Raw genomic sequence first — 23,072 nt, 5'->3', positions numbered from 1 at the left:
GCCCTAATGCACAAAGGCAGCGTTACGCTGCCTTTGCTTTTGCTCTGATAAGTATTGCGAACACAATCAGCAATAACGGGTATCTAAGTGTTTCGACAATAAGCGAATAGAGGCCGCTTGAGGACACAAAGGTCGCAGCATAACTGACCAGCAAATAGGTTATGACCATAGCAAACATAGCAATCACCGTATCCTTGCCATTCGCCTTTTTCTGCTCTGTACGCTGGGTTGTAACCAAACCGAACACCGTCACTATTATTGCTAACCAATAAGTAAATACAGGTATTGGCCAAAAGATGGTGAGCAGTGTCGCGGCAAAAACCAGCATACCCCAAACCAGCTTCGATGAGAGTAATACCATCGCATCCACTTCGGTTCGGCTTTGTAACCTAATGATATGCCATGCACATAAAGCACCTAATAACGCGCCACTAATACTGTCAATCATGAAAGCAGCACCACTGTAAAACTTGGCAATAGCGAGCCAACTCACGGCAATCAGAAGCATGATTGACCAACGATTAAGATACAGTTTTTTCAGTGCATCAAGAACCAACACACCCACACAAAGCCAAACGGCTATTGGTAAACTCGGTAAGCCAAATCCATAACTTGATGCCAACTCTACAGCAGGCAGATACACATGCGGCCGCGGAAGTGCAAACCCCTGTTGAGCAACAAGGCTAAGTAGTGATGTTACGGTAACGGCAAAGAACGCTCGATAACAAAACTCCTTACCAAATCGCCAATAAAGTAGAGGAAATAACCCCAATAGAATTAGCGGATTGGCAAGATAATTACCCGCAATCAGCATCAGGTCTAAAACCGTGTAAATATACTCAGGCATCTTGAGCAAAGAGTGTTGCAATTGCACCATCCAACCGAGTTCTAACTGATTGAAAAATGGCGCTGCCTCGACGAGATTGCCCACGTAAAGTACGCTCTGATCGGTGGCATTGGGCAAAGCATCAATCAACCACTGAAGTTGCTCTGGAAAACGATAGTCTTCCATAGGCACCAGTTGCGGATCGACTAACATTGCAGACGATATCTCTATACCATAATGTGGAGCAAACCAAATGGGTAACTCGTTACCATCGAGAAGATTGTTGTATTGGAAAGCGACAATATCTGAGTCAGCAACACAATCATAAAACGCAGCGTTATCACTCCGACCTAATTCATTGCCTACAGAAACCACCAGCCCAGTCTCTTCCCACGCTTCACGTTGAGCCGCCAGCTTTGGATCTTCACCACTGGCGATGGTGCCTGCTGGCAGTGAAAGCTTGCTGGTAATAATTTCATTGACCATCACCACTTTCTCGCCTGAGCGAATAACGCACACCGCCCCCTTTAAATTTGATGAGTCTGACTCAGCCACAGAGGAAAGAGAAAAGAAGGCTGAGATCAGACATATAAAGGTGCTAACTATATTAGAATAAAAACTCATGATGCTGGCTTGTGTTTCCCGACTGACTTACGTAACCAATGAATATGATGTTCAAAACCGAACTGCTGATAGAATTCGACCGCTGAAGCATTAAATTGCCACACTTCAACAAAAACTTCCTGTACACCGTACTCGACAAAGCGTTGTTCTATTTTTTGGCAAAGTTGATTCGCCACACCTTGTCCACGATATTCAGGGCAGATAAATAGCTCATCGATGCTCCCCATTTGGATCGGCTTACTAACTGTAGAAATGAGTTCGCAAAAATGCCCCGTGATAAAGCCTATGATGGCGTTAGCCTGACATGCCACAAAAACAAGACATTCAGGATCGTCTAGATAGCGAGCAATGCTTTTTTCTTGCTCTATCTCTTCTGCTGTTTTGAAGTAGTTAGGGCATTGACGATGGTGCTCATCATGAAGCTGGTACATCAGTTCATTAAGCTGTTCGAGATCGTTTTCGCCTGCAGAACGAATTGATACTGGGTGCATAAATATTTTTGCGTTACAAATAAAGTGACAGTGTGGCGGTTTAGTCAAATTTTTTCAACAAAAAAGCCCCTTTGTATGAGGGGCTTAAACTACGTAAGATGCGCCAACTAAGAGTGAAGTGCTTTTTCTATCTCTTCTAGACTTGTTGGATCATCAATGGTTGATGGTACCGTGTATTGCTCACCATCAGCAATCTGACGAATGGTACGGCGTAGAATCTTACCAGAACGTGTTTTAGGTAAACGCTCAACCACCAGCGCGTGTTTAAAGCAGGCTACCGCACCAATCAGTTCGCGGACCTTATTGATCAATTCACCTTCGAGTTGTGCATCATCAACTTTCACACCATCTTTAAGTACGACGAGACCAAGAGGTAACTGACCTTTTAAGTCATCATGCACGCCAACGACAGCGCATTCGGCAATTGCAGGGTGGCCGCCAACTATCTCTTCCATCTCACCGGTTGATAGACGGTGTCCCGCAACGTTAATCACGTCATCGATACGCCCCATAATGAATAGGTAGCCCTCTTCATCAAGATAGCCACCATCACCAGAAACATAGTAGCCTGGGAACTGGCTTAAATAACCCGATTCAAAACGGTCATGGTTACGCCACACCGTTGGCAAACAGCTTGGTGGCAGTGGGCGCTTCAAAGCAACAAAGCCCTGTTGATTCGCCTCAACAGCCTCGCCAAGCTCATTAAGGATCTCAACTTGATAACCTGGAATAGGCTTAGTCGCTGAGCCCGCTTTCACTGGCATCATCTCAATACCCGTCGGGTTTCCGGCAATTGCCCAACCTGTTTCAGTCTGCCACCAATGGTCAATCACTGGCTTGTCGGCCTTGCTTTCCACCCACTCCAATGTTGGTGGATCAAGGCGCTCACCGGCCATAAAGATTGTGGTTAATTTTGATAGGTCGAACTGCTTAATGAAGTGACCATCCGGATCTTCCTTCTTAATCGCACGAAACGCGGTTGGCGCTGAGAACAACACATCAACCTTGTGCTCTTCGCACACTCGCCAGAAGGCACCAGGATCTGGAGTACGCACTGGTTTGCCTTCAAACAGCACCGTGGTACAGCCATGAATCAGTGGCGCGTACACAATATAAGAGTGACCAACCACCCAACCCACATCAGATGCTGCCCAAAACACGCCATCTTGTGGGATGTTGTAGATGGAGGTCATTGAGTACTTCATTGCGACCGCATGACCGCCATTATCTCGAACCACCCCTTTTGGTTTGCCCGTTGTGCCCGATGTGTAAAGGATATAGAGCGGATCCGTTGCCAGAACAGGAACGCAAGCATGTGGCAACGCAGATTGATACGCTTTGTGCCAATCAATATCACGTTCACTCTCTAGAGAAGCTTCACACTGAGACCTTTGCAGTACAATGACGTGCTCAGGCTTCCAACGGCTGTCCATAATCGCTTTATCGACCAATGGTTTGTATGGAATGACTTTGTTCACTTCAATTCCGCACGAGGCTGTCATAACGACTTTGGGCTCAGCATCTTCCAAACGCACCGCAAGTTCATTGGCAGCGAATCCGCCAAATACCACCGAATGAATAGCACCAAGACGAGCACAAGCCAGCATCGCCATTGCCGCTTCAGGTATCATCGGCATGTAAATAACAACGCGATCGCCCTTTTCAACGCCCTGCTGAGCAAGCATGCCAGCGATTTTTGCCACCTGATCACGTAACTCACGGTAGCTGTAGCTTCGCTTGGTGTCTGTGACCGGAGAATCATAAATGAGTGCAGTTTGTTCACCACGCCCCTGCTCACAGTGATAATCCAGTGCAAGCCACGAGGTATTCAGTAGCCCATCAGGGAACCAACGTTCTACACCATTCTCGTCGTTCGCCAATATGGTTTCCGGAGCTTTGAACCAATCGATATGTTTTGCCTGTGCCCCCCAAAACGCTTGTGGTTGATTGAGGGCCCATTGATATTCTTTTTCATATGCAGACATATTGCTTCCTCCAGTATGTCTCGACATTGCTTGTAGGTAGTCAGATTCAGTCAACTACGCAAAGACATCGGAGGGTACGTACACAAATCCCTCCATAATGATTCGAGCACTTCGGCTCATAACCGCTTTTTCAACGAGCCATCCGTTGTCGCTCTCGCTCGCCTTAGCACCTACTTTCAAAGTGCCAGAAGGGTGACCAAATGTGACCGACTCACGCTCCCCCCCTCCTGCGGCTCTGTTTACTATCGTACCTGGTACACATGCAGCGGAAGCAATGGCGACCGCCGCTGTGCCCATCATCGCGTGGTGCAACTTGCCCATTGACAGAGCACGGACCAGCAGATCAATCTGCTGCTCTTCAACCACTTTACCGCTCGAAGAAACATACGTTTTCGCCTCACTGACAAAGGCCACTTTCGGCGTGTGTTGTCTCGCTTGTGCTTGTTCGACTGAGTCAATCAAACCCATCTTGAGCGCACCATATGCTCTAATTGTTTCAAAACGCTCCAAAGCATCTTGATCATTGTTAATGTCTTGCTGAAGCTCACTGCCTGTATAGCCAAGGGCATGAGCATCAATAAAGATGGTTGGAATACCCGCATTGATCATCGTCGCTTCGAAACTACCAACCGACGGTACATTGAGTTCATCAATAACATTGCCGGTCGGAAACATACTGCCTGAGCTGTCCCCTGGCTGCATAAAATCAACCTGAATCTCCGCTGCTGGGAAGGTCACGCCGTCTAGCTCAAACTCCCCAAGCTCCTGCACTTGCCCATCAACAATCGGCACGTGAATCACTATCGTCTTGCCGATGTTTGCCTGCCACACTCTGACGACAGCAATACCATTGTCAGGGATGCGTTCAGGGTCGACTAGCCCTGCATGGATCGCAAACGGGCCAACGGCCGCAGACAAGTTGCCACAGTTACCGCTCCAATCGACAAACGGCTTATCTATCGCGACCTGACCAAATAGATAGTCAACATCGTGTTGCGGTTTTTCACTCTTAGAAACGATCACCGTTTTACTGGTGCTAGACGTTGCGCCGCCCATGCCATCAATTTGCTTAGCGTAAGCATCAGGGCTGCCAATGACACGCATTAACAGACGGTCACGCGCTTCACCGGGCTGTTGAGCTTCCAACGGCAGGTCTTGCAGACTGAAAAACACCCCTTTGCTGGTTCCGCCACGCATATAGGTCGCGGGTACTTTAATCTGACGTAGTTTCATGACCGTCACCTACTGAGCTAAGAAGTCTTGAGCAAAGCGTTGCAATACGCCGCCAGCATTGTAGACATTAACCTCGTCAGCCGTATCTAGTCGGCATGTCACAGGCACATCAAATTTCTCACCGTTTGCGCGAGTAACGACAAGTGCCAGATCTGCTCCCGGCTTGATCTCACCGATTACGTCGTACAATTCACTGCCATCAAGCTCAAGAGTTTTGCGGTCTGTCCCCTGTTTGAATTGCAGCGGCAAGACGCCCATACCCACTAAGTTGGTTCGGTGAATACGTTCGAAACCTTCAGCAACAATTGCTTCGACACCCGCAAGGCGAACCCCTTTAGCAGCCCAGTCGCGAGAAGAGCCTTGGCCGTAGTCCGCACCAGCAACAATAATCAGTGGTTGCTTACGATTCATGTAAGTTTCAATCGCTTCCCACATGCGTGTCACTTTGCCATCCGGTTCGATTCGCGCTAACGAGCCTTGTACAACCTCACCATTCTCCCTGACCATTTCATTAAACAGTTTCGGATTGGCAAAAGTTGCGCGTTGCGCGGTAAGGTGGTCGCCACGGTGCGTCGCGTAGGAGTTAAAGTCCTCCTCAGGAACATCCATGGAGGCGAGATATTCTCCAGCCGCACTGCTTGCCAAAATTGCGTTCGAAGGTGACAAGTGATCCGTTGTGATGTTGTCGCCCAATACCGCCAGCGGACGCATGCCTGATAACGTGCGTTCTCCCGCTAACGCCCCTTCCCAGTATGGAGGACGACGGATATATGTGCTCTTCTCACGCCAGTCATAAAGAGGATTGCTATTACGTTGTTCATCATTAAGTTTGAACATCTGGATGTAAACCTGCTTGAACTGCTCGGGTTTTACATGCTTGCCAACAACTGCGTCAATTTCTTCATCACTTGGCCAAAGGTCACTGAGGTAGATAGGATTGCCATTTTGATCATTACCTAGCGAATCACGTTCAATATCGAAACGCATCGTTCCGGCTAAGGCATAAGCAACAACCAAAGGAGGCGACGCTAAGAAGGCCTGCTTAGCATAAGGATGGATACGGCCATCGAAGTTTCGGTTACCTGACAACACTGCCGTCGTATAGACATCGCGATCGATGATCTCTTGTTGAATATCTGGGTTGAGCGCGCCACTCATCCCATTACAAGTAGTACAGGCATACGCGACAATCCCAAATCCGAGCTTCTCCAGCTCAGGAAGCAGACCAGCGTCCTCAAGATAGAGTTTGGCAACTTTAGAACCCGGCGCGAACGATGATTTAACCCAAGGTTTACGAACAAGCCCCAACTGGTTGGCTTTTTTCGCCACCAAACCAGCCGCGACCACGTTGCGCGGATTACTGGTGTTTGTACACGACGTAATCGCAGCAATGATCACGGCACCGTCTGGTAACTGACCATCTTCAATCTCTGGCTGCTCTACTGGTGACATCGCAATTCCACGCTGGGTTAATTCCGATGTTGGCAATCTGCGGTGTGGGTTCGATGGACCGGCCATATTGCGGCAGACCTTTGATAAATCGAATTCCAATACACGTTCATATTGCGCGCTTTCTAAATCATCAGCCCATAAACCCGTCTGTTTTGCGTATTGTTCAACCAGAGCCACTTGTTCGTCATCACGACCAGTTAACTTAAGGTAGTTAATGGTCTGCTCGTCGATGTAGAACATACCTGCTGTTGCCCCATATTCAGGCGTCATGTTCGAGATCGTTGCTCTATCACCAATAGTAAGGTCTCGAGCACCCTCTCCGAAAAACTCCAAGTAGGATGAAACAACCCGTTCTGTGCGCAAGAACTCTGTAATCGCTAAGACAATATCCGTCGCCGTGATGCCCGGCTGACGTTTACCAATCAACTTCACACCAACGATATCTGGTAATCTCATCATTGAAGGGCGGCCCAGCATGACCGTTTCGGCTTCCAAACCACCCACACCAATCGCGATAACACCAAGAGCATCGACATGTGGAGTATGGCTATCGGTGCCAACGCAGGTATCGGGATAGGCAATGCCGTCTTTTGTTTGAACAACCGGAGACATTTTCTCAAGGTTGATTTGGTGCATGATGCCGTTACCAGCAGGGATCACGCTGACGTTCTCAAATGCGGTTTTACACCATTCAATGAAATGGAAGCGATCTTCGTTACGGCGCTCTTCGATTGCTCGGTTCTTCTCAAATGCATCAGGTTCAAAACCCGCGTGCTCAACGGCTAACGAGTGGTCAACAATCAACTGAGTTTCAACCACTGGATTGACTTTGGCAGGATCGCCGCCTTGCTTTGCAATGGCATCGCGAAGACCAGCCAGATCGACCAATGCCGTTTGACCAAGAATGTCATGGCATACAACACGAGCGGGATACCAAGGAAAATCATGATCACGCTTGCGTTGGATAATCTGTTGTAGGCTTTGAGTTAACGTGTCTGGATCACAGCGACGAACTAGCTGTTCGGCAAGGACACGTGAAGTATAGGGTAATGTTTCATATGCCCCTTCACAAAGGGCATTGACAGCTTCTCGGGCATCATAAAAATCAAGATGAGTTCCCGGAAGCGGTTTGCGATATTGGGTGTTAACAGTCATAGCGGCTTCCATTCAGGTAAATCGTTTTTCTTCGCTCCCTCAAACTGCGAGGGAGCAGTTTTTGTGGGGTTACCTGTTTTCGATTGGTACCCAATCTTGATGATCAGGGCCTGTATAATCCGCGCTCGGACGGATGATGCGGTTGTTTGCACGCTGTTCGTAAACATGCGCTGCCCAGCCAGTTAAACGGCTCATCACAAAGATTGGCGTAAACAGTTTGGTTGGGATGTCCATAAAGTGGTACGCCGAAGCATGGAAGAAATCGGCATTACAGAATAATCCTTTCTCGCGCTTCATTACCGCTTCTACGCGCTCGGAAACCGCGTACAAATGAGTATCGCCCACAGCCTGTGAGAGCTCTTTTGACCAACGTTTGATCAGTGCGTTACGAGGGTCACTCTCACGGTAGATCGCATGACCAAAGCCCATGATCTTGTTCTTATTGGCTAACATCTGCATGATATTAGCTTCAGCTTCATCAGGCGTTTGCCAATCCTCAATCATCTCCATAGCCGCTTCATTCGCACCACCGTGAAGTGGCCCACGCAATGTGCCGATAGCCGCCGTGATACATGAATGCAAATCGGACAATGTTGATGCACACACCCGCGCCGCAAACGTCGACGCATTGAACTCATGCTCTGCATATAAAATCAATGAGCAGTGCATCACCTGCTTGTGCATGTCTGTGGGTGTTTTATCTGTCAACATTTTAAGGAAGTAGCCACCGATACAAGTCTCAGACTGATCTGCCGTGTCTATGCGCACACCGTCGTGACTAAAGCGATACCAGTAACAAATAATGGCAGGAAACAGCGCTAGCATACGTTCTGTCGCAGCAACCTGCTCATCAAAGCTGGTTTCTTGCTCCAAGTTGCCCAGCACAGAACAACCTGTGCGCATAACATCCATCGGATGCGCAGAGGCTGGGATCAACTCCAGTGCCTGCTTTAGCTCTGCTGGCAGGCCACGTAAACTGATGAGGCGTGTTTTGTATTCATCCAGTTCTGTTTGAGTTGGAAGGTGACCGCGTAACAATAAGTGTGCAACTTCTTCGAACTGCGCATTGTTCGCTAGGTCGGTAATGTCGTAACCACGATACGTCAATCCTGTACCCGTTTTTCCGACAGTACACAAAGCCGTGCTACCTGCGCTCTGACCACGTAGGCCTGCGCCGCCTAACTCTGCTGTTTTGTTTGATGCTTGAGACATTTTGAACTCCTTTTCCATCGGCTACTGCTCTCTTTAGCGGAGCGATTTGATAGCCGACGATTTCACGTTATTGGATTAATTCCGAATTCGTTTTCCTGGGCTTCCGAGTGATTATTTTCCTTCTGAAAATAGCTGATCCAGCTTATCTTCATAATCGTGATATTTGAGGTGAGCGTAGAGCTCTTTGCGCGTCTGCATGGATTCCGTGAGCGCTTCTTGGTTCCCTACTTCCAACAAGTGTTTGTAGACGGTTTCCGCCGCCTTGTTCATCGCTCGGAACGCACTTAACGGGTAAAGCACCATATCCACTCGCGACTTAGCCAGCTCTTCACAACCATACAAAGGCGTTTGGCCAAATTCAGTAATGTTGGCCAGGATTGGAACATGTCTGCCCGTCGCCTGCTCTAAAGCTTGAGAAAACTGAACGTACTGCTCTAGTTTGTTCATCGCCTCGGGGAAAATCATATCCGCCCCAGCTTCCACACAAGCGATAGCACGCTCTATCGCACTGTCGATACCTTCAACAGCCAAGGCGTCGGTGCGTGCCATGATGACAAAGCTTTCATCGTTGCGAGCGTCAACGGCCGCTTTGACTCGGTCGACCATCTCCTGCTGGCTAACGATCGCTTTATTCGGTCTGTGACCACAACGCTTTTGAGCAACTTGGTCTTCCATATGTACCGCACCAGCACCGGCCTTCTCCATCGCTTTGATGGTACGCGCGATGTTAAACGCTCCACCAAAACCGGTATCGATATCAACCAGTAACGGTAAGTCGCATGCGTTTGTAATACGCTCTACATCAACCAAAACATCGTTTAGAGTGGTGATACCCAGATCAGGCAAACCATACGAAGCATTGGCGATACCGCCACCTGACAAGTAAATCGCCTGATGACCTAAGTTTTTCGCCATCATGGCGCAGTACGGATTAATCGTTCCGACGATTTGAAGTGGGTTATTTTGCTCGACGGCAAGTCTGAACTTCGCCCCTTGAGATAAACTCATGACTGTTTCCTCTAGTCCCTTAGGATTTGTTGTTCAATCAGTGTGCGGCTTCCAGAAATATGACGACGCATTAGCATTTCAGCCAACTCTTCATCACGGTTACGGATCGCCTGTAAAATGTATTTGTGCTCATCCAACGCTTCTACCGGACGAGACTGTGCTCGCGGTGACTGATAGCGGTACATGCGCAGTAAGTGGTATAGCTCATCGCATAGCAACGAGATCAACTGGCTGTTGCGACTGGCTAAAATGATTCGGTAGTGAAAGTCGAAATCACCGTGCTGGTGAAAATAGGACGCGCCTTCGACTTCATCAATATGATTTGAATGTGTCGACAAAACGGCTTCAAGGCCCGCCAACTCTTCAGCAGTAATATGTCGAGCGGCTAAACGAGCTGCCATCCCTTCTAGAGCTTCTCGCACTGAATAGAGCTCGATGAGTTTTTCGGGAGAGAAGGTAATCACACGTGCACCGACATGAGGAATGCGCTCAATCAAACCTAATCCCTCAAGGCGCATGATCGCTTCACGCAACGGGCCACGGCTAACTTGATAACTCTTTGCCAGTTCCGGCTCAGAAATTTTGCTACCTGGTGCAATATCGCCATTGACGATGGCCTCGACCAATGACTCTGTCAGCGTCTCAGACTTAGTATTCTCTTTTTCGGCCGCGCCTTCTTTACGACGAGATTTAAGTTCTAGGTTCATATCTGAATTACTCACGCTAACGACAGCAGACTGTCTACAATTTGTTGGTACAGAATTAAAATAGACCATTATATTGTCGACAATCAAGTAGATTGTCGACAATTTAGACTAAGGTAGTAGGCTAAATGCCAGTAATGAGATAAGCACACAAAGGCAAAGAAAAACGGTGATGTGACCTAGGGCAACATTATTGCAATGATATCAATGACTCCTAGTCAGTATGCGATTAGTATCCTAGATACATTCACCAATAAATAACGACAAAGGCTTATGCGCGTTGGTAAGGTTCAAACCATACTATTAGGGTTAACAGTAGTTACTTTGGCTGGTTGCTCGATGTTTTCTCCAGCAGAACGTCAGCCCTACTATCCCCAGATACGAGACGTAACGTACTCAGATGATGACATCACTGTTATCGAATCGAACAATGTGCTCAAAGCGGCGATTGTGCATAACGAGTTCGTGCTGGTTGAAGACAAACACAGTGTGAATCAGTCTTTCGAGCAGGTCTTCGCTGAAGCGATAGAAAACCAAGCGGTGACGGTAGAAGATCTAAAAAGTGAGCAATTTCATCTAGCTTTAGAAGAGATAATCAAACAGTTCAGTTGTGAACTTTATGCAAGCCAACAAGCCAGCGATTCTGTTCAGCTATGCCCACAGCAAAATCAGATTGTCGACAATTCCCTAGATTACCTCCCTTTTCAACAAGGACTACGTTTCACCCAACGCATTAGTACGATAAAACAGAATGAACAGGATACATTACAGTTAGAGATGTTTCTCAAGAGTACCCATGAGCGTTCATTAGATTCTCTGTGGGGAGCCGTTCACGAGCTGGGTAAATTTAAAGGCAGTAGACTCGCCCCTGAACAATTGGTACTGACCATCAATCTCAAGGCATACAAAAAGTCCTCTAGTGACCATACGTGGAAGTACATCTATCCAGAACCACTGGTGTTCTTTGTCGTACTTCCTTCTGTCGATCATCTCATCCAGCGACCAAACGAAGTGGAAAGCATGGCTTTCGCTTATCGCACAGCCAAACTACTAGTGGTTGATAGCCGATAAACTATCGTGGTTAATAGCCAAGCGATTGTGACAAAAGGATCAGCAACTGACCTTAATCGATTTGGCTCTGGCTTGCCTATTTCTCAGTTTTGCCGACTTTTGGTTGACGACGTCATGCCGTGAACTTTATGAACAAAACCACCAAAATGCCCAATATTGTTTTTATCAACGCATTACAGACAAAGTTTTAACACACTATTAACCTTATGCTCATCTACTAGCAAGTATCCCTTCCTTGGTAGCAGATAATTGATAACGATAAGCCAGTTCTCAATGAAGAACAGGCGTACACATAAGGAACGTGAATCATGTTTAAGGTACTCAAACCAACACTGGCAGCATCCATCATCGCTGCGTCTTTTTCTTTCAACGCTTTTGCAGCAGATGTTGAGAAAATCCACTTTCTAATCCCTGGTGGCGCTGGTGGTGGCTGGGACATGACAGCTCGTGGTACAGGCGATGTTCTTGTTAAATCTGACATCGTTGAAAATGTCTCATTCCAGAATCTATCTGGTGGCGGCGGCGGTAAAGCGATTGCACACCTAATCGAAACAGCACAGCGTCAAGAAGATACTCTGATGGTGAACTCTACACCGATCGTTGTTCGTTCGTTGACAGGTATTTTCCCTCAATCATTCCGCGACCTAACTCCAGTTGCAGCAACAATTGCCGACTACGGTGCAATCGTGACGGCCGTTGACTCTGGCTACAACACTTGGGAAGACGTAGTTAAAGATTTCGAGTCGAACCCACGTAAAGTGAAAATTGCAGGCGGTTCAGCACGAGGCAGTATGGACCACCTAGTGGTTGCTGCTGCATTCAAAGGTGAAGGCTTCGACGCGAAGAAAGTACGTTACATTGCGTACGATGCAGGCGGTAAAGCCATGGCTGCTCTACTTTCTGGTGAAACTCAGCTTCTTTCTACTGGTCTGGGCGAAGTACTAGAAATGTCGAAATCTGGTCAGGTTAAAATTCTTGCTGTCACCGCTCCTAAACGTCTAGAAGCGGCTCCAGATATCCCAACACTAACGGAATACGGCAACGAAACTGTGTTTGCTAACTGGCGTGGATTCTTTGCAGCACCAGGTGCTAGCCAAGCGAAGATCGACGAGTGGAACGCAGCACTTACTAAGATGTACAAAACGGATGAGTGGAAAGTGGTTCGTGACCGCAACGGCTGGATCGACAACTACAAAGCAGACAAAGAATTCTACGCTTTCCTTGAAGATCAAGAGAAGCAAATGGGCGACCTAATGCGTGAGCTAGGCTTTCTGAAGTAGATTTTTAACCTAGTTTGAGGGTGAACAACTCACCCTCTCCCCCTTTCGCCGTACATGAGTAACCAACAATCTCCTCTGTTTATGTATAAACAGTTAAGCCTCCTTGACTAGCAGCAAATGGCTTATTTGTTAGTGAAACATGCTCATTAACTCTCTTGTACGGCTTTTTATTTCCCCTGCCTGTTACGTTTATGGAGTTGGATATGTCGGACTTGCCAACGAATTCTTTCAAAAATGGGAGCTTTTTCTCTAAAGAGAATCTCCTATGCCGTGACCGTGTCGGTGCGATGATTTTTTTAATCGTCTGCCTTTGCTACGGCTACCAAACGTCCCAAATCCCAATGTTCCCTGGTGATGAGTATGAACCGTTCACCGCTCGTACTTTACCCACCATATTGACCTTTATTGGCGTTGGACTCTCTTTGATCCTGCTCGTTACGGGTCAACCTGATGTTCAAAGTGGAGCTGTGCTTGAATTCAAATGGAAACTGCTGATTGGCTTCTTAGTGTTAATGGCACTTTATGGCGTCGGTCTGACGTACATCGGATTTGTGTTAGCAACCAGTCTGTTCTTGCTGGCTGGCTTCTATTTGTTAGGTGAACGTCGTGTGAAAGTGTTGCTTGGTGCCTCTTTCCCATTTGTTATTGCGTTCTACCTACTTCTTACCCAAGGCCTAGATATCTACTTAGAGCCTGGTGTTATTTTCACCTTGTGGTCGTAATTTATAGGAAATGACATTATGTTAGATGGAATCTTACAAGGCCTATCTACTGCCGTAATGCCAATGAACATCATGATGGTGATCGTTGGTTGTTTCGTCGGTACCTTTATTGGCATGCTGCCGGGTCTCGGCCCTATTTCTGCAATCGCGCTCATGATACCTATCACTTACGGTTTAGACCCTTCGTCAGGTCTGATCCTGATGGCAGGTGTTTACTACGGTGCCGTATTTGGTGGCTCAACTTCATCCATTCTGATCAACGCGCCAGGCTGTTCTTCAACTGTTGTAACGGCATTTGACGGCTACCCTATGGCTCAGAAAGGTCAGGCTGGTAAAGCGCTTGCACTCGCTGCTTACTCGTCGTTCACCGGCGGTACGCTATCTGCCATCATGCTGCTTGTTGCGGCTCCTGCGCTAGCCAGCGTTTCGCTTAGCTTCCAGTCTTCGGACTACTTCGCACTGATGCTACTTGGCCTGTCAGCTGTTGCAGCCTTTGCAGGTAAAGGTCAGGTAATCAAAGCGTGGATGATGACTGTGCTTGGCCTGATGCTATCAACCGTCGGCATCGATAAAGGTGTCGGTGTTGAGCGATTCACATTCGGTCTTACCGATCTAATGGATGGTTTCAGCTTCCTATTGCTCGCGATGGCAACATTTGCACTGGGCGAGACACTGATGGGCATTCTAAAACCAGAGAATGATACCAGCGCGGAAGAGCAAGCTAAGATGAGTAACATTGGTAGCATGAAAGTGACCAAAGAGGAGTTCAAGGAAGTCGCTCCCGTCTCAATTCGTTCATCAATTCTTGGTTTCTTTACAGGCGTATTACCAGGTGCCGGCGCGACAATTGCCGCTTTCCTTAGCTACGGTATGGAACGAAACCTTGCACCAAAAGGTAAAAAAGAACAATTTGGTAAGGGTAGCATCCGTGGTTTGGTGGCACCAGAATCTGCAAACAATGCGGCGTCTAGCGGTTCATTTGTACCGCTACTCACTCTGGGTATTCCTGGTTCAGGTACGACTGCGATCATGCTAGGTGCGTTGATAGCTTACGGTATCCAACCTGGTCCTCGCCTGTTTGTAGAGCACCCTGATGTATTCTGGTCAGTTATCATCTCAATGTACTTTGGTAACATTGTACTGGTTATTCTCAACCTACCATTGATCCCGTACATTTCTAAACTGCTTGCAGTGCCAAGAACGGTATTGTTGCCAATGATTCTGTTCTTCTCGATAACGGGTGTGTACCTAGTGTCATTTAACACTATGGATGTGTTTGTGATGCTGTTGATTGCCATGGCGGCTATTGCTTTGCGATTAGCCAACTTCCCGTTAGCACCGCTGCTACTTGGTTTCATCTTAGGCGGTCTAATGGAAGAGAACTTACGTCGAGCACTAATGATTAGTGATGGTGAACTGAGCTTCCTATGGGAACGTCCTATCACTCTGGTCTTCACTGTACTAGCAACTCTTGTTCTGTTTAGCCCAGTGTTAGTCAAGCTGTTGCAAAAGCTAAAACCGACCCCAAGTAAGGTCGAACAATAACTGAGTAACATTCCTATGTTGGTTTTTGGGGGCTTCGGCCCCCTTTTTTGTGCGTTGCGATTGCCACATTGCACACTAGAGTATAAACTCTATTTTTTAACAATTAGGGTACATTACTATGTCGTTGCGTCCCGCTGCGCTGCTCCTTGGTTGCCTTGGACTCTACTCCCCTGTTTCGCACTCTGCGGCCATAAGCTTTGAGCAAGCATGGCAGGTCTTACAGCAAGAGAACTATTCACTGGCGGCTCAACGGTCGAATGTTGAACGTTATGAGCATCTCGAAAATGCAACGGATAATCTCAATCTACCCTCGGTATCGATCGGTGCCAATTTCACTCGTTTAGACAAAGACGTCACGGTCTCTGGTGAGCAACTTTTTGAAAGTACCGGTCAGGCACTGCCAAATTTGGGCCCTGTACTTGGTCCTATGCTCACTCCACTGATCTCCCAGCTAGGTGGTGTGACATCAACCATCAGCGAACGCGACATCTTCACTTCTTCAATTCGCGCTATTTGGCCCATTTTTACTGGTGGTCGAATTAATGCCGCGCAATCGGCAGCGGAAGGCAAAAAGGATCAAGCCCGCAGTGAACTCGCGATGGAAACACAAGCGCGCTTTGAGGATTTGAGTAAATATTACTTTTCTGTCGTACTGGCGCAAGAGGTGGTGAAAACCCGCCAACTTGTCGAGCAAGGCCTCACTCAACACCGTGACAATGCAGTAAAGATGGAACAACAAGGGCAAATAGCTCGCGTTGAAAGACTTCAGGCAGAGTCAGCCCTCGACAAAGCAGTGGTTGAGCGCAAAAAGGCGCAAATGAGTTTAGAAATTGCTCGCGCCGCATTGACCAAAATCCTTAACCAAACCACCACCGTTGAGCCCGCTGATACGCTATTCGTCAATCAGAACTTGCCGGATCAAACTCTATTTGTCGAACAGACACTGGCAACTTACCCTGGCTTAGCGCTACTTGACGCTAAAGAGAAGCAAGCATCAAGCTTGATCAAAGCAGAGCAAGGCAAGTACTACCCAGAGGTTTATCTTTACGGCGATTATAGTCTTCACGAAGACGACTCATTGGCAAGTCAAATGAAACCGGACTGGTTGGTGGGAGTCGGAGTCAACATTCCGCTGATCGAAAACTCAGGTCGCAGTGATCAAGTAAAAGCCGCGCACAGTGCGGTTTCTCAAGTCCGTTACCTTAAAGCACAAGCAAAGCAGGACTTGTCTGTTCTTGTCCAGAAAACTTATCTTGAAGCTCTGCAAGCGCAGCAAGAGGTGGAAGGATTAACCTCAAGTCTCGATTTGGCCAACGAAAATCTTAAGCTTCGTCAGACCGCATTCTCTCAAGGTCTTTCTACATCAACGGACGTGGTTGATGCTCAGCTTTATCTGGCCAGTGTACAAACCCAGCAATCTGTCGCGAGCTTTAACTACCTCATCTCGCTATCAAAACTGCTGGCATTGTCCAACAAAATGGACGCATTTAGCCAATACCAACACAATGCTATCAACACTTCTCGTTTATAAAAGGGTCTAAGATGAAAAATGCAAAACCACTTCTGATCACTGCCGTTGCATTCGGTGTCGCATCTTGGATTGGCTATAGTTTCTATCAAGCATACCAGCCTAAACCTGTGCGTTTGCAAGGTCAGATTGAATCTCAGCAATACAGCATCTCTTCCAAAGTACCGGGGCGCATTGATCACGTTTTGGTCCGTAAGGGCGATCAGGTTAAACAGGGTGACCTGATTTTCACCCTACACAGTCCTGAAATCGAAGCGAAGCTCGAACAAGCGAAAGCGGGTGAAAAAGCGGCTGATGCTATGGCGTTGGAGGCTGAAAAAGGCGCCAGAATTCAGCAAATTCAAGCCGCTAAAGATCAATGGCAAAAAGCCAAAGCCGCTTCTGCGTTAATGGAAAAGACTTACTTGCGTGTTAACAATCTCTATCAAGATGGTGTCGTCGCCGAACAAAAGCGCGATGAAGCTAAGACTCAATGGGATGCGGCAAAATACACCGAAAGTGCGGCTTACCAGATGTACAAACTGGCTCAGGAAGGTGCGCGTAGTGAAACCAAACTTGCGGCAGCCGAAAAAGCTCGCATGGCGGCGGGCGCAGTAGCCGAAGTTGAAGCCTATGCACAAGACACCACCATCAAGAGTTGGTTCAAAGGTGAAGTGTCACAAGTTCTGCTGCAAAGTGGTGAGCTTGCTCCTCAGGGTTTTCCTGTCGTGACTGTGATTGACACAGCAGATTCATGGGCGGTATTGAATGTCAGAGAAGACTGGCTGAAGTACTTCAACAAAGGCGCGACATTCAACGCTTACCTACCAGCACTTGATAAGCAAGTGGAATTCAAGGTTTCACACATTTCAGTTATGGGTGATTTCGCAACCTGGCGCTCCACTGATGCCTCACAAGGGTTTGATCTCCGCACCTTTGAAGTCGAAGCCATTCCTACCACGCCACAGCAAGGGCTGCGTATGGGAATGAGCTTAGTCGTCGAGTTAGACTAACGGTTGCAAAATATATGCAAATTCACAACACCTCTCAGTTAGCAGTGATCCGTCGTGACAAGTGGTTGCTCTCCAGTCTGACGTGGATCCCTATTCTACTTGCGGTGATGATTTGGGCGATATTCTCGCAAGGAATAGCCCAAAATCTCCCTGTTGGGGTGGTTAATCTGGATAAAGGTGCGTTGTCACAGCAGCTGATTCGATACTACGATGCAACCTCAAGTATGGCGATTCAACGCGAATACCAAAGTGTCAGTGATGCAAAACAAGCGCTAGTTCAAGGCGATATCTATGCCTATGCAGTTATCCCATACAACTTTGAGCAAGACACATACAAACAGTTGGCGCCGCAAGTCAGTGTGTTTTACAACAGCCAGATGATCCTTATCGGAAAACTGGTTAACTCCGCTTTTTTACAGGCTCAAGGTACATTTAACGCCCAGCTAAGTACCATTGGTAACTTAGCTCAAGGCAACCATGTTCTTGCTTCTGCAATGGCGAGTGCTGTGCCAATCAGAACTCAAATTACGCCACTGTTTAACAAAAATTCCAACTACGCTCAGTTTTTGGTTTCTGCGGTTGTGCCTGCGCTTTGGCAAATCGTTATTGTCGTCAGCACCATCCTAATCCTGTCAGCGAATCTTCGGGATCGTGGGCTGAAAGTTTGGCTGCAACTTCAGCCATTCAAATCGTTATTGAACACGCTACTGCCGTACAGTTGGGTATTCGCACTGCAAGGTTTTGCCTTTCTATGCTGGTTTTATCTCGGCTTTAAGTGGCCGATGAACGGTAGCTTTGTCACCCTAGTATTTGCTCAATGGGTCACGATTATCGCGTGTATGATCATGGGTAGCCTGTTTTTCTTTCTCACCTTAGATGCGGCTCGTGCCATGAGTTTTGCCGGAGCATTTACCGCGCCTAGCTTCGCTTTTATGGGCATCACCTTCCCTGTGACCGATATGAGCAGCCTTGCTCAGGCGTGGAGAGCACTACTACCAATCAGCCACTACATCGAGGTACAAGTTAGTCAGGTCAGTTATGGTTTGCCGCCAATGTCATCATTGCAACATTTACTGCCGATGTTGGGTTACGCAGTGCCATTGCTTATGGTGATGATACTGATTAACAAGCATCTCTCCATCGATTCAGGATTGCCACAAAGTAAGGAGCAACGATGAGCTTGTTCGAACTTGTCAAATCAGAGATTAGAGCGATATTGACGAATCCTGTCGTCGTCCTGACCGTATTTGGTGGCGTTGTTTTTTACTCGTTTCTCTACCCTTTGCCCTACAGTCATCAGACTCCAAGGGAACAGAAGATTAGTATCGTCAATCTTGACCAGAGCAAAACCAGTTATCAGCTTGAACGTATGGTTGACGCGACACCACAGGTTAAAGTCGTACAGCGCGATCACACCATCGCAGATGCACGCGCCGCGTTTCTAAATGGTGAGATCAGTGGAATTTTGGTGATTCCTGAGCATTTTTATAAAGACTTGATGCTAGGTAAAAGCCCAACCCTTGCTTACGCTGGTGATGCTTCTTATTTCTTAGTGTACGGCACAATTGTAGAAGGTTTAGCCCAAGCAGGCGGAACATTATCTGCACAAACTAAAGTGGCCAAACTCGTTCTTGAAGGACACCCACTCTCACAAGCCGTCAATCAATATTCAGCCACGACATTGAACTTAAAACCGACTTTTAACCCAACCATGGGTTATGTCGACTACGTTGTTCCGGCTGTATTTGTGCTAATTCTTCAGCAAACCCTGGCAATGGCGTCTGGTTTGATGGTCGGTAGTCAGCGCGATGGAACAGGTTATTGGAGTCAGGTTTCTCCTTTCAAATTACTTTCTGTACGCTATCTAGTGCTGATTGGTATCTATTACTTTTTGAGTATGTACTACTTTGGCGCCAGCTTTTCCATGCATGGAGTGAATCAACTCGCTTATGCAAGTCAGATTATCTTGCTACTGCTCCCTTTCTTGCTCGGTGCAGCTGCGATTGGTATCTGGCTTGGTGCAGTCACACCGCGACGAGAATTAGTGACCCTAGTGGTTTTAATCAGTTCGATGCCGTTGGTTTTCAGCGCCGGTTTTATCTGGCCGACTGAGGCGATTCCAAGCCCGATTGTGTGGTTGGCTCAACTATTTCCAAGTACAGCAGCAATTAAAAGCTTTCTGACTATCAACCAAATGGGTGGTGACTGGCAAACGGTCAGAGGGCTGTATAGTCAGTTGTGGATTCAAGCATTCGCTTGGTGTGCTCTCGCCCATTACAGCTATCAGAAGCATACCGCCCAACAGCGTATTGCTTTAAGTCGATAACACAGCCCGTAAAAACAACAACGCCTCCATGTTTGGAGGCGTTTTTATTGAGACTTAATGCATTCACTTAGCTAACTACGTGAACGATCGAGTAACTCAAAAATCTTGTCGCTCGGCATCGGCTTGTAGAAATAGTAGCCCTGTATTTCTTCGATGCTCCAGCTCTTGAGGCGACGCACCTGAGATGCCGTCTCTACGCCTTCTGCTACTGTAGTCAAGCCAAGTTCTTGAGCCATGTTGACAATGTTTCGCACCAGACTCTTCGCTCTGTCATTGTGCTCAATTTGGTCAATGTATGACTTGTCGAGTTTTACAATATCTAATGGGAAGCTACATAACGTACTGAATGAAGAGTAGCCCGTGCCAAAATCATCTAGAGCGAACAGCACACCAAGCGCTTTCATTTGCTCCATTCGACTGATCACTTCCTGCTCACCACTCATCAGCATGCTTTCAGTGACTTCAATCACCAACTGACCGGCTTGCAGCTGATAGCTATCGATTAACTTGACCAACAGTTGAGGTAAATCTGCGTGATAGAAATGTGGGGCACTAAGGTTCACATGGACCGTCAGCATCGCCTGCCCAGTTCGCTTCCGCATCAAATTGACTTGCTGAATAAACACGCAAGCTTGCTCTAAGATACTTTCACCTAACGCAATAATGAGTTGATTCTGTTCGGCAAGAGGAATAAAAACACCTGGTGACACAAAGCCAAAATCAGGATGCTGCCAACGCGCTAGAGCCTCAAATCCATTGATTTCACCATTGCTGGCTTCAACGATTGGCTGATACACCGCGAGGATTTCTCCATTCGCAATGGCACCACTTAAATCCCGCTTAATTGCGACTGCTGTTTTAGCCGATTCGAATAGTTCGCTGTTCACAGTGACCACACTAGGGAGTCTACGAACACTTTTGTCTGTTGCAATACTATAAATCGCAGCCTGAATTAATGTGTCGAGGGGCTCATGAGTAATTTCAGGGCTGACAAAAGCAATGTCACATTTCAGATCCAACTCAACATTTTCTACGGTATGTTTGTCCGCCAACCCAATCATCATTTGTTCAGCGCTATGAATCGCTTTCTCGCAATCGAGTCGATTCGCAATCAGCACCAAGAATTCATGCTCAGTGATTCTCCCTACTGGGTAAGGCGTCAGCATCTCACCAAATTTAGAGGCCATCAATTCCATCGCTGCATCAAAGATCTGGTGACCATACACTTCAGAGATATGAGACAAATTAGGGACGGATACGTACATAAACGAGAATCTATTGGGTGCTATACCGAGTAAATTACGGGCTTGTTCTATAATGGATTTTCGGTTCCATAGACCCGATAGATGGTCTCGTTCAACCAGATCCTCAATCAACTTAGCTTGTTGTTTGTGTTCACGTACATCAACAATCGACAGCATCAGCGCACTTTGTCCCTGATACTGGATCATGCTGATTTCAATTTTACAGTCTATCTTTTCATGACTACTGGTAATCATCTGCGCTTCAAACTGAGTCTGCCCTTGCCTAAATCTGTGATACATACGGTCAATTTGACATTCAGGCTGCTCAGAATCCGGGCACAACACATCGAGCGGCTGGTTTATTAAATCATCGTACTGATAATTCAGTAGATCTAATGCTGTTGGGTTGATATCAACAATTACCCTAGCTCTCACCAAGAGAATTGCCGTCGTACGACTCTGATATAACGCGTCGAACTTCCGCTCAGCATCCAGTAGCTGCTCTTGGGTAGCGGAAGTGTTATTTGCGAGGGTCTGAACCAACTTCGTTAGTCTATCCAACTCATCTTTATTTGGCTGATCAAGACCTTCAAGTTGATAGGCGGAAAAAAGCACATCAATATCTTTCTCTAAGTCAGAGAAACGCACCGCGACGCGGCGCTTAAATGTAAGATAAGTAATCAATGAAATAACGATTGTCGCAATCGATACGGCAGCGAACAAATAGGTGAACAGCACGTTCCCTTTCTGAAAATGAACACGTTCGATGGTCGTTTTTAGCTGCGCAATAACCTGCCCCGATACTCCGTGTAAGTCCGCCAGTTGGGTCATGGCTTGCTCGGTCTTGTCAATTTTGGATCTAGAGTCCACATCTGGCGTTGAAGTGATGCTATCCACATTCACGATTTGATTATCAGCGACAAGAATTGACTTAAAGTCTCCAGGAAATCTGACAGAGAGATTGCGTCCCCAAATCAACCAACCTGACGACGCAGAGGTACCATCGCTGTTTCTCACTGGAGTAACTGCAAGTGTCCAAACGTCACCATTGACCGAGAACAAGCCACTCAAAGCATCTCTGGCACTATCCAACACTCGATTCATCGAATTGATATGTTTGACGACTCTCTCATTTGTCGCGACCGACTCAACCAACAGCTGAGTCTCACTTTCAGTCAGAGAAATCCCTTCCACGACTTGCCCATGCAGATCGGTGAGCAACATAAGATCAACGCTAAGTGCATCCAAAGCTTCTGGTGCTAAGTTGCGTTCACGGTAACCTTTGAGATCGCCGCTAAGGAGAACTTCATAGCTCTCATCCCAATAGGCCCAGTCATAAGAGTGTTCTGCCAGTTTGTCACTCATCATCGCAATGACATGCTGAGCCTGTTGACTGGCTCGATTCGACTCCATTGTTTCCAAATTACTCAGGCTAACAACAAAGAAGTAACGTGTGATATAAAGGCAGCTCAGCGTGACACCCAATAGACCTAGTAAAAAGTACAGGGCGGTTTTCGTTTGTAGATTAAGGTTTAGCAAGCGCATCTGCTTCATTGACTATTTTTGTACTTCTTTATTAACCATCTAGTCTAGTAAAAATAGCCTATGTTTAGCTTGATATATATCTAAGTTATTCATCTTTAATGAATCAGACAATTTCTCAATGCCAATACT

General features: G+C 47.1%; 17 protein-coding genes. 8 read left to right on the top strand and 9 right to left on the bottom strand.

Annotated elements, in window-relative coordinates; translation table 11 throughout:
- Window positions 1–22: 22 nt before the first annotated feature.
- The 8 genes from ACQEXT_RS03555 to ACQEXT_RS03520 form a co-directional block, all read right to left on the bottom strand.
- Entirely contained in the window at window positions 23–1,345 is a 1,323-nt protein-coding gene (locus ACQEXT_RS03555; RefSeq protein ID WP_426950657.1) for an NUDIX domain-containing protein, read from the bottom strand.
- Window positions 1,346–1,446: 101 nt separating this feature from the next.
- Window positions 1,447–1,941 carry a GNAT family N-acetyltransferase gene (locus tag ACQEXT_RS03550; RefSeq protein WP_331418611.1) on the bottom strand — a complete coding sequence of 165 codons (495 nt, stop codon included), beginning with the start codon at window positions 1,939–1,941 and terminating at the stop codon, window positions 1,447–1,449.
- A gap of 107 nt (window positions 1,942–2,048) precedes the next feature.
- Window positions 2,049–3,926 (bottom strand): propionyl-CoA synthetase, encoded by a 1,878-nt coding sequence (locus ACQEXT_RS03545; RefSeq protein WP_426950655.1) that lies wholly within the window; start codon window positions 3,924–3,926, stop codon window positions 2,049–2,051.
- Window positions 3,927–3,980: 54 nt separating this feature from the next.
- Window positions 3,981–5,159, bottom strand: a complete 1,179-nt coding sequence (prpF, locus tag ACQEXT_RS03540) for a 2-methylaconitate cis-trans isomerase PrpF (protein WP_426950653.1) — start codon at window positions 5,157–5,159, stop codon at window positions 3,981–3,983.
- Window positions 5,160–5,168: 9 nt separating this feature from the next.
- A complete protein-coding gene (gene acnD / locus ACQEXT_RS03535) occupies window positions 5,169–7,766 on the bottom strand; it encodes a Fe/S-dependent 2-methylisocitrate dehydratase AcnD (protein WP_426950652.1) in 2,598 nt (865 codons plus the stop codon).
- A gap of 69 nt (window positions 7,767–7,835) precedes the next feature.
- Window positions 7,836–8,978, bottom strand: coding sequence for a bifunctional 2-methylcitrate synthase/citrate synthase (prpC, locus tag ACQEXT_RS03530; RefSeq protein WP_426950651.1), 1,143 nt, complete (start codon window positions 8,976–8,978; stop codon window positions 7,836–7,838).
- Window positions 8,979–9,089: 111 nt separating this feature from the next.
- A complete protein-coding gene (gene prpB, locus ACQEXT_RS03525; protein WP_269376800.1) occupies window positions 9,090–9,986 on the bottom strand; it encodes a methylisocitrate lyase in 897 nt (298 codons plus the stop codon).
- 11 nt (window positions 9,987–9,997) lie between these two features.
- Window positions 9,998–10,693, bottom strand: a complete 696-nt coding sequence (locus ACQEXT_RS03520) for a GntR family transcriptional regulator (protein ID WP_269376801.1) — start codon at window positions 10,691–10,693, stop codon at window positions 9,998–10,000.
- 270 nt (window positions 10,694–10,963) lie between these two features.
- Here ACQEXT_RS03520 and ACQEXT_RS03515 point away from each other — a divergent pair, with 270 nt between their 5' ends.
- The 8 genes from ACQEXT_RS03515 (at window position 10,964) to ACQEXT_RS03480 (ending at window position 20,154) form a co-directional block, all read left to right on the top strand.
- Complete coding sequence (locus ACQEXT_RS03515; protein WP_426950650.1) at window positions 10,964–11,761, top strand: hypothetical protein; 798 nt, start codon at window positions 10,964–10,966, stop codon at window positions 11,759–11,761.
- Window positions 11,762–12,069: 308 nt separating this feature from the next.
- Window positions 12,070–13,041, top strand: coding sequence for a tripartite tricarboxylate transporter substrate binding protein (locus ACQEXT_RS03510; protein WP_138972303.1), 972 nt, complete (start codon window positions 12,070–12,072; stop codon window positions 13,039–13,041).
- A 203-nt stretch (window positions 13,042–13,244) separates the two neighbouring features.
- Entirely contained in the window at window positions 13,245–13,763 is a 519-nt protein-coding gene (locus ACQEXT_RS03505; RefSeq protein WP_426950649.1) for a tripartite tricarboxylate transporter TctB family protein, read from the top strand.
- A gap of 18 nt (window positions 13,764–13,781) precedes the next feature.
- A complete protein-coding gene (locus ACQEXT_RS03500) occupies window positions 13,782–15,308 on the top strand; it encodes a tripartite tricarboxylate transporter permease (protein ID WP_331417018.1) in 1,527 nt (508 codons plus the stop codon).
- 118 nt (window positions 15,309–15,426) lie between these two features.
- The gene (locus tag ACQEXT_RS03495) at window positions 15,427–16,839 is read left to right on the top strand and encodes a TolC family protein (RefSeq protein WP_426950648.1); all 1,413 of its coding nucleotides are present in this window, start codon (window positions 15,427–15,429) and stop codon (window positions 16,837–16,839) included.
- A gap of 11 nt (window positions 16,840–16,850) precedes the next feature.
- Entirely contained in the window at window positions 16,851–17,828 is a 978-nt protein-coding gene (locus tag ACQEXT_RS03490; protein ID WP_331417016.1) for an HlyD family secretion protein, read from the top strand.
- 14 nt (window positions 17,829–17,842) lie between these two features.
- A complete protein-coding gene (locus ACQEXT_RS03485; RefSeq protein WP_426950647.1) occupies window positions 17,843–19,006 on the top strand; it encodes an ABC transporter permease in 1,164 nt (387 codons plus the stop codon).
- Complete coding sequence (locus tag ACQEXT_RS03480) at window positions 19,003–20,154, top strand: ABC transporter permease (RefSeq protein WP_426950646.1); 1,152 nt, start codon at window positions 19,003–19,005, stop codon at window positions 20,152–20,154. Before ACQEXT_RS03485 ends, ACQEXT_RS03480 begins: the two co-directional genes overlap by 4 nt.
- 71 nt (window positions 20,155–20,225) lie before the next feature.
- Here ACQEXT_RS03480 and ACQEXT_RS03475 read toward each other — a convergent pair whose 3' ends face one another.
- On the bottom strand, window positions 20,226–22,952 hold the full coding sequence (locus ACQEXT_RS03475) for a bifunctional diguanylate cyclase/phosphodiesterase (protein WP_426950644.1): 2,727 nt from the start codon (window positions 22,950–22,952) through the stop codon (window positions 20,226–20,228).
- Between the last annotated feature and the right edge of the window lie 120 nt (window positions 22,953–23,072).

It is taken from the genome of Vibrio sp. TRT 29B02 (genome assembly GCF_050113655.1).
Lineage (GTDB): Bacteria > Pseudomonadota > Gammaproteobacteria > Enterobacterales > Vibrionaceae > Vibrio.
This window is presented reverse-complemented; position numbering and strand designations above follow the sequence as displayed.